Source organism: Pontibacter sp. HJ8, assembly GCF_054824225.1.
The window spans coordinates 1-3,139 of sequence record NZ_JSYF01000306.1; the positions used below are offsets into that span (position 1 = coordinate 1).

General features: G+C 54.0%; 2 protein-coding genes and 1 pseudogene. All 3 read right to left on the reverse strand.

Annotated elements, in window-relative coordinates:
* Positions 1 to 305 (reverse strand): annotated as a pseudogene (locus OB13_RS13760) (universal stress protein); the annotation flags it as partial.
* Positions 302 to 1,966, reverse strand: coding sequence for a BCCT family transporter (locus tag OB13_RS13765; protein WP_461490744.1), 1,665 nt, complete (start codon positions 1,964 to 1,966; stop codon positions 302 to 304). The pseudogene OB13_RS13760 and the gene OB13_RS13765, both read right to left, overlap by 4 nt.
* An 18-nt stretch (positions 1,967 to 1,984) precedes the next feature.
* Positions 1,985 to 3,139: hypothetical protein (locus OB13_RS13770; protein ID WP_461490745.1), on the reverse strand; the 1,155-nt coding region annotated here is incomplete at its 5' end.

Here is a 3,139-nt window from a genome sequence, read left to right on the forward strand (position 1 = left end):
CGCCTCACCAGGTCGGCCAGTATTACTTCGGTGTTGGGCTCCTGGCTGACCAGTATTTCGTGGTCAGTGATGTTGCCGAACTGCTCAGCTACAATGTCGGCGATGTTGCCTTCTACCTCCTTGCCAAGGTCCAGATCCCCGAGCATTTCCCGGAAGTCCTCGGCCAGCTCATAGAGCTTGATGTTGTGCACGAAGTATACTTTCCGGACCTGCAGGCGTTCGCAGACAGAGCGGGAGAAGGCAACGAGTTTCTCGTCGAGGTCGGTCAGGTCGAGGCAGACCATCATGGCATCTATCGGGATCATAGCACGTCAGGGTTTGGGGATACTGGATTCTCTTGACTGGCCTCGGCTGTTCGGGCAGTTTGTTTCTGGGCACGCCTGGCAAGCATTTCGGCTACCAATTGCTGGTATGCCTTGCGCTGTTGAGCCTTCCCGAGCTTTTCTTCCTCCTCGGCTTCCTCATCCAGGCCAAGGTAGAGGCTGTAGCACATGAGCAACAGGATGATGGCGAAGGGCAAACCCGTAATAATAACGGCGGCTTGCAGCGCCTGCAGGCCCCCGCCGAGCAGTAGTACAGCTGCAATGGCCCCGCCTCCAAGCGCCCAAAACAACCGGATGGCCAACGAGGGGTCGCGCTTGCCGCCGGAGGTAAGGCTGACCACGACCAATGAGCCGGAGTCGGCGGAAGTAACGAAGAAACAGGCCACCAGAATGATCGCAATGACATTAAGTACAGTTGAAAATGGCAACTGCTCAAAGAACACAAACAGGGCGGTTGACATATCCGATGCCACGGCGTCTGCGATTGCGGTATTGCCCGTTAAGGTGTCGCGCAGGGCGGTGCTGCCGAAGGCCGTCATCCACAGGAAGCAAAGTAGGGAGGGGGCAATGAGTACGCCCAGTATAAATTCCTTTATGGTTCGCCCTTTGGAAACCCGTGCAATAAAAATGCCTACGAACGGTGCCCAGGAGATCCACCAGGCCCAGTAAAAAACAGTCCAGGAACCTTGCCAGTTTCGGGTGGAATAGGCTTCGTTCCAGAATGAGAGCTGCAGGAAGTTACCGACATAGGATCCGGTGTTCTGCACAAAGGAGCCCAATATAAAAACAGTGGGGCCCAGGACCATGACGGCTACGAGCACAAACAGCGCGATGCGGAGGTTCCACTCACTCAGGATGCGCACGCCTTTATCTACACCGCTCACAACAGATATCGTGGCAATACCCGTGATCACCACAATAAGGATGATCTGGGTGGTGATAGTATTCGCAATGGCCGGAAACACATGATTAAGGCCTGCCGCAACCTGTTGCACCCCCAGCCCCAGCGAGGTAGCCAGGCCAAAAAGCGTCGCGATCACAGCCAGAATATCGATCACGTGCCCCGATATGCCATGGATGCGCTCTCCCAGAAAAGGATAAAAAGCTGAACGTACCGTAAGGGGCAGCTGCCGGTTGTAGGTAAAGTAGGCCAGTGCCAGTGCCATTAACCCGTAAATAGCCCAGGCATGCAAGCCCCAGTGCAGGAACGTGAAATTCATGGCTTGACGGGCGGCAGCAGGCGTGCCGGGTTCTTCGATAGGAGGCGTCTGGAAGTGGTTGATGGGCTCCGCGATACTCCAGAACAGCAGGCCAATGCCCATACCTGTACTGAACAGCATGGCAAACCAGGCCGGGGTACTGAACTCCGGTTTGGCACCCCGGCCACCCAGCCTTATTTTACCAAACCGGCTGAAGGCCAGGTACAGGCAGAAGGCCACAAACAAATTTACACTGAGTATAAACAGCCAGCCCATGTTCGCCGTGATAGCCGCTTGCGTGGCGCTGAAAAACTCCTCGGCATCCTTCCTGAAAATCAGCACAAGACCTATACTGACCACCAGGATCACGATAGAGGACCAGAACACGGGGCCGTTCACGTCCAGGCCCATCGATTTTTTTGTATCACTTTCTACCTTACTCATACATCCTCTCCTCAAAGGTTAGAAATAGTACCCCATGTTGATGTTGAAGCGCATGTGCCATTTCGTGTCGCCAGGCGTGCCTGTGGCTAAAGCATTCGTCCACTCGGGTCCCAGCCAGGGGTGATTATAGCCGAAGGCTGCGTCGGTGTAGATATACATGGGGCCGGCCGTAAAGAGGGCACCCAGTACATTCATGTGAGCATTTTCGTAACCTCTGATACCTTTGTGGTAAAAGCCGTAGTTATTGTAAACATCTATACTTTGTACGAGGCGGGTTTGTAAAGGAATATGGTAGGAGACACTTGCCGTATAAATTTCCCCTTTGTTGGCCACGTTATAATTTGAACCGTAGGCGCCCATTTCCACGAAGCCCAGTTCGGCACCGGGGGCATACTTTGGGTAAAAGCGGTAAAGCATGGCCTGCAGCTTGATGTTCCAGGGACTGTGGCTCGCCTTATGTTCATAGTGCACTGCCCCGGCGTAGCGGGTGCCGTTGCGTTCGGTGTCGAGGTTGTAAAGTAGCCCGCCCTGCAGCGAAATGCCCAGTTCATGAGCCAGGCTATCTCCCTGGCGCCGTATTACTTTAAAGTCGAGCTGATTGTTTTCCTTGTTCCGCCCGGTCACGTCATAGGAATAGCGGTTGGGGCTGGGGTCCGTCAAGGCAAACACGAACTCTTCGGCACTTTTGTAATACGCTGCCTGCCATTGCCAGCGGCCGTAATCACGGATATACTTGACGCCCATGTCGTGGTCATCTTCAAAGCCCACGTAATAGGTGATGTTAAAGAACCAGTTGTTGGAGTTGTATGGCTGGTTGCCAAAGGGCACCTGGTTCAGGCCCACCTGTAGCTGCGATCTGTCGGAGAAGTCGTACTGGAACCAGGCTTGTTTGAGAAAGGAGCCGCCGAAGGCCTGGGAGTAATGGCGGAATTCGGCGTTTAGTTTGATGCCTTTATGCTCGGCTTCGACATTGATGCGGAACATGTCAAAGCCAAAATCACCACCGCGTTCCAGTTGGTCCTGCTTCCAGGTAGAGAGGTTGTAGTTAAAACGCACGGCTCCGCCCAACTTCAGGTATGGCTTCTCCTCAGGCTTCTCTTCCGGGGCTTGTGCCTGGCAGACAGTACTGAGCAGGAGAAGCATTGAGAGTAAAAATAGTCTCACCATACCTAA